General features: G+C 28.6%; 5 protein-coding genes. All 5 read right to left on the bottom strand.

The annotated features are described in order from the left end of the window. Nucleotides 1-883 precede the first annotated feature (883 nt). The 5 genes from CCUN_RS09835 to CCUN_RS09500 all read right to left on the bottom strand — a co-directional run bounded on the left by CCUN_RS09835 (nt 884) and on the right by CCUN_RS09500 (nt 4923). The gene (locus CCUN_RS09835) at nt 884-2506 is read right to left on the bottom strand and encodes an LPD7 domain-containing protein (RefSeq protein WP_164502924.1); all 1623 of its coding nucleotides are present in this window, start codon (nt 2504-2506) and stop codon (nt 884-886) included. Next, a complete protein-coding gene (locus CCUN_RS09515; protein ID WP_085296705.1) occupies nt 2506-2775 on the bottom strand; it encodes a type II toxin-antitoxin system YafQ family toxin in 270 nt (89 codons plus the stop codon). The genes CCUN_RS09835 and CCUN_RS09515 overlap by 1 nt, the downstream gene beginning before the upstream one ends. A gap of 11 nt (nt 2776-2786) precedes the next feature. Beyond that, the gene (locus tag CCUN_RS09510) at nt 2787-3176 is read right to left on the bottom strand and encodes a hypothetical protein (protein ID WP_218917142.1); all 390 of its coding nucleotides are present in this window, start codon (nt 3174-3176) and stop codon (nt 2787-2789) included. A 250-nt stretch (nt 3177-3426) separates the two neighbouring features. Further along, a complete protein-coding gene (locus CCUN_RS09505; RefSeq protein ID WP_085296703.1) occupies nt 3427-3657 on the bottom strand; it encodes a hypothetical protein in 231 nt (76 codons plus the stop codon). Between the two features lie 207 nt (nt 3658-3864). Then, nucleotides 3865-4923 carry a replication initiation protein gene (locus CCUN_RS09500; protein WP_211093720.1) on the bottom strand — a complete coding sequence of 353 codons (1059 nt, stop codon included), beginning with the start codon at nt 4921-4923 and terminating at the stop codon, nt 3865-3867.

Genomic DNA, 4923 nt, shown 5'->3' with positions numbered 1-4923 from the left:
TGATTTTCCTTATTTTAAATATAATACTACTCTAAGACGCTTAGAATGTTTTTTCATTCTAAAAGCCTTATAATAGTGGATTTCCGCCAAGAGTAACTCAAGGCGGATTTTTTATTATAGCATATTAAGGGTTAATTGTAAATATTATAGTCCCCTTAATATGATGGTTAATGGTTTAGATTCGTCCCCTTAATACTCTCAAAACTCCTATATTAACGATAATATATTATTATAGGGTTAATTGTCAATATTATAGTCCCCTTAATAATCCCCATTCGTCCCCTTAATAATCCCCATTCGTCCCCTTAATAATCCCCATTCGTCCCCTTAATAATCCCCATTCGTCCCCTTAATAATCCCCATTCGTCCCCTTAATAGTTTAGCCAACACCCACCATATAGGGCTTAGAAAGCCACGTAAAAATATATAAAAAATAAAAAAAATAAAAAAAATTTTTTTCGCGCACGTACGTCATGCGCGCATGAGAGACAATTTTTTTAATTTGTTTTTTCAAACAATTAGTAAGATTTAAACTTAAACTTACTTTTCTATCAAATTTCGCATTAAAAAACTTACTTTTCGCATTAAAAAACTTACTTTTCTCCTTTTCTAACTCCCTAAAATACGAAGTTTGAAACAACCGACATATTCAAGACATATTTATTTAAAACAAATTTGCGCAAAATTTTTTTGATTTTTTTGATTTTTTGCAAAATTTTGCTTTTAAACTTAAACAAAAGGAAGGGGTGCTTGTCCGTTCGTTTGCTAACACAAACTTCACGCACCCCTTACCCCGATTTGCAAATCATAGCACCTTACAGGTGCGATTTGCTTAGCTAATAGCAAAAAGTGAGATGGGTTTAGAAATAAGCTTTTTTGTTTTTTATAAACTTCTGCCTTGTTCTTGTCGTTTAATCTGTTCTTGTTTTTTTGCTATAGGTGCTTTTGCTTTATAGTTTTCTAAAACTTCTTTATAGTATGGGTTTTGTTTTTCCCATTCTGTGAATTTTTCTGAAAACCCATAGTCTGAAATTGCTTTTTTTATAGCTCTTAAGCTCTCTTGGATGTTTTTAATTTTATCTTGTTTTTGTTTTTCACTCTTTGCAGGCATAATTTTTATTTCGTTTTTATTTTCATCAATAAAATGAGTATTAGTATAAGCATTGCTTAAACTTCTTATGAGAGCTTCAATGATATATTCGTTGTCATTATGTGCGTTTAAACGCTCAGAATCGCCTCTTAAATCGTTTTTATTTTCTTTTTGATGTATTTCATTGTTTTTTTGCTCTTTTGCTTTTAAATCGCTTTCTAGTGCTTTTATTTTGTTTTTTTGAATTTCTGTGATTTGTTTATAACATTCTGCTTTGAATTTGTTACTCCCCTTGATGTTTAAATTGTTTAAATCCCAATCTTTAGCCATTGCCATTTTAAGCATTAAGCTAACTTTTTCACTCATATTTTGATTATTGTTTGAGTTGAGAGTAATAGAATTTCCATTATCTTGCACTTTAAAATCTAGTTTGTGATTAGAAAATTCTTTTTTTTCTTTATCAAAGTAATAATCGCTAAAATCGTGTTTGATATTATGATACACTTCGCTTATAAGTTTTGTTTTGAAATCTAAAAAAGGGGGAGAGTAAGAAATAATATTTGCTTCATTTAAGCCTATTTCTTGCCTTAATTTTTGATTTTCTGCCTTTAGTAAAGCATTTTCATTGTCTAAATCACTTAAACGCTCTTTTAAGGCTTTTATTTCTTTTTCTAGTTCTGTTTTATCTGTGTAAATTCTGTTTGTTAATTCTCTTAAAGCTTTATACTCTTTGGCGGTGTGATTTTTTTCTAAAATCCACGCTTTACGCTCTGCCTCTAGTCTCTCTTTAACTTCTTTAGTGCTTAAAAGCTCTTGTTTTAGCTCTTTTTTTTCTTTTTTTTCTGCTTCTTTCATTTGAGCGTATTTGCGTGGTTCTATGCGTTTTATTTTTGTAATACGCTTATCTTGCCCCCTTTGCATTTCTAAAATTTCAGCGACTTCGCTTTGCATTTGTCTTAAAACTTTTGGTGTAATGAGTTCTCTACGCCACATATTACGCCCATTTTCTTTATTGAGTGTAATAAATTCTAAGTGTGCGTGATGATTAATTTCTTTTTGTCCCTGTTCGTTGATGTGTCCTTCATCTCTGTGAATTGCGATTTGATAGCATTGAAAGCCATATTTTTTATGAAAATGCTCTGCAAGTTTTTCTAAATCTTGCATTGTTGTATCGGGCTTTATATTAACAACCGCACTCCATTCATAACTTTTTGCTTGAAATTTTTGTCCTGTAATTTCTGTATATTTTTCAATGCTATTTTTTATGATTTGATTTTTGAGTGCTAATGCTTCTTTATGTGTGTGATTGCATTCGTAATTGCCACCGATTAAGTAATTAGGGGCTAAATCTCTATCATTATGCCTTGCTTGGATAGCATTGCTTTTTTTAAAGTTAATGCTAGAGATAGCACCCATTAAAATAACTCGCTATGTGAGCCTATATCTAAGCAATAAAGAATTAATTTATCATCTTGTTTTTGATAGATTAGCAGTAAATCAGGTTTTAAATGGCATTCTCTAAAACCGATAAAATCGCCTTTTAGTGCGTGGTCTTTGTATTTTGGTTCTAGGGTTTCATCATTTGCTAAATGGTTGATGATTGTTATTACTTCTTGTTGTTCTTTGGTGTTTAGCTTTTTATAATGCTTTTTAAACTTCGTAGAGTATTTAATTTCATATTTCATTTTCTTGTCTATTAATCTTCTGCCATTTTTGCTTTAAATTCTTCCATTGATTTACAAAGTGTTCCACCGCCATTTTTTATTTCTTCTATCGCTTCTAAAAGTTCAGCATTTGGTGTTCGCCATTTTTCCATTAAGGCATCTTTTATCAAGTGTCCTTTTTTGATTTTGTCTTTTAATTTGCTCTCTAGCTTTGCTTTTTCTGCTTGAATTTTTATTGTTTCTTTTTCTAAAGTGTCAAGCATTATTTTTAGCTGTCTTTCGCTTTTTGTTTTTAATTTTTCAATATAGATATAATCTAAATTGTCTTGTTTTTCCTGTGCTAACATTGCCTTGCTCCTTTTTAAAAAAATATATAATTGAACTTGTGAAATTATAACATATTTTTTTAAATAAATTATCATCTTATTTTAATAAGGTGGATAATTTGCAAATTATCCACCTTACAAGTAAAGTGTTAATTTGCTCTGCGAGGATTATAAACTTTTCTCACAAGCTTAAAAAGTTTTTGTGAATAATTTTATTTGTGAAAATATTATATTTTTTTAAGTTTTTTAGGTAGAAAAAGTATATTCTAAGATTTTACTATTTTAGCAACCAAAATAACACCAAGAGCAAAGGCTATGATTCCAAACATAGCAACAAAAGCACCTATCATTTTTCTTTCTCCAATTTATCAAGTTCTTTATTGAAATTTATGCTAAGATAAACTAATGCTAAGAGTAACACAATAATTCCTAAAGAAACCATAAGCGATAAAACAAAATCTAAAGTTTTATAGTGTGTTACTGCAAAACCAACAACACCAAATAAAGCAGTCAATATAGCAATAATCAACAATTTTAACAAATCTAATTTAGCTTTTATCCTATCAGCCCTACTCATATAAATATTTTAATATTTTTTTACTGATTTTTATATAAAGAGTTTTATATAAAAATCAAAGTGAAATTTAGATATAATAATCTTACAAAACGCTTACTATGTTTTCTCATAGTTTGTTTTAGTTTTAAGTTCCTTTTCGCACCTAATATCGAATTTCCGCTAAGAGTAACTCAAGGCGGATTTTTTATTATAGCATATACAAATTATTTATCTGATTTGATTTCTAAAAGTATCAATCATTTCAAAAAATTGCTCTTGACTTTTTGCAGTGAAACGCTTATGGTTTCTAAAGTTTAAATTTTCATATTCATCTCTTATAAGCTCTACTGCTATGATTTTAAATTCATCAAAATTAAAATCATTGAATTGCCAAAGTTGATTTTTATAAATAAATCTTACTTGGTTTTGCCTCATATTATTTAAGATTTTGAAATATTTTTGTTCAGGTGTTTCTATTTTTTCACTTTCTTTTTCAAGTTTTTGCATTAAAATACTTTCAGGTGTAAAAGTAAAAATAATGCCCGAAACCTTACCACCACGTCCTCTTGTTCCCTTTTGTTTTTCTTTCTCATAAGTAAGATTTTTAAAAGGTGTTCTTTTTTGGTCAAAAAGATTTCTTTCTTTAGAAAGTTCTTTGATTGCGGGATTAAGAATTTTTTTATCGACTTCACTTTGTCTATAGTTTTCTGGTATGTCCATAATCTTGCAAAACTCTTCCCATTTAAAATAGACTTTTCCTGTTGCTCTATATTGTTTTAAAAGGCGGTAAAGGGTTTTTGTGTATTTTCCACTAAGGGCTATAAATTCGGTAAGTTCAAAGGCTGTAAAATTAGCTGTTAATTGATTAACAAGATATTCAAAATGTTCGTTAACTTGTATTTCTATGTGAGTAAATTCCTCCCAAGCATCGAGTATTCCTAATTCCATATTATATTTATCTCTCCATTTTTTCCATATTACAAAATAATTAAATAAATTAACTCGCATTTTTCCAATTAAATTTCTAACTTCATCTTTTAGGATAATTGTAAAATCAGCTTTAAAAAATTTATTTTCAAAAGAATTTAAAATTTCTGTTACCTCTCTATTTGATAAATTTTTCTCTGAAAAACCTGTCAAATCTTTAGGATATAAGGTAATCATTTCATTTTTTTGTTTTTCTTTGATTTTAGTCAGTAAAAAACACAACAAATTTTGCTCTATTTCATTAAAGTTAGGTAATTGTATTTTATTAAAATCATTGTGGTATTTGACTATTTCATTCAT

The sequence above is a fragment of the Campylobacter cuniculorum DSM 23162 = LMG 24588 genome, assembly GCF_002104335.1.
Taxonomy (GTDB): domain Bacteria; phylum Campylobacterota; class Campylobacteria; order Campylobacterales; family Campylobacteraceae; genus Campylobacter_D; species Campylobacter_D cuniculorum.
This window is presented reverse-complemented; position numbering and strand designations above follow the sequence as displayed.

Excerpts from the sequence above, each read along its gene's own strand:
- CCUN_RS09510 (WP_218917142.1), bottom strand. The coding sequence starts at position 3,176 with ATGATAATTTATTTAAAAAAATATGTTATAATTTCACAAGTTCAATTA.
- CCUN_RS09505 (WP_085296703.1), bottom strand. The coding sequence starts at position 3,657 with ATGAGTAGGGCTGATAGGATAAAAGCTAAATTAGATTTGTTAAAATTG.
- CCUN_RS09500 (WP_211093720.1), bottom strand. The coding sequence starts at position 4,923 with ATGAATGAAATAGTCAAATACCACAATGATTTTAATAAAATACAATTA.
- CCUN_RS09835 (WP_164502924.1), bottom strand. The coding sequence starts at position 2,506 with ATGGGTGCTATCTCTAGCATTAACTTTAAAAAAAGCAATGCTATCCAA.
- CCUN_RS09515 (WP_085296705.1), bottom strand. The coding sequence starts at position 2,775 with ATGAAATATGAAATTAAATACTCTACGAAGTTTAAAAAGCATTATAAA.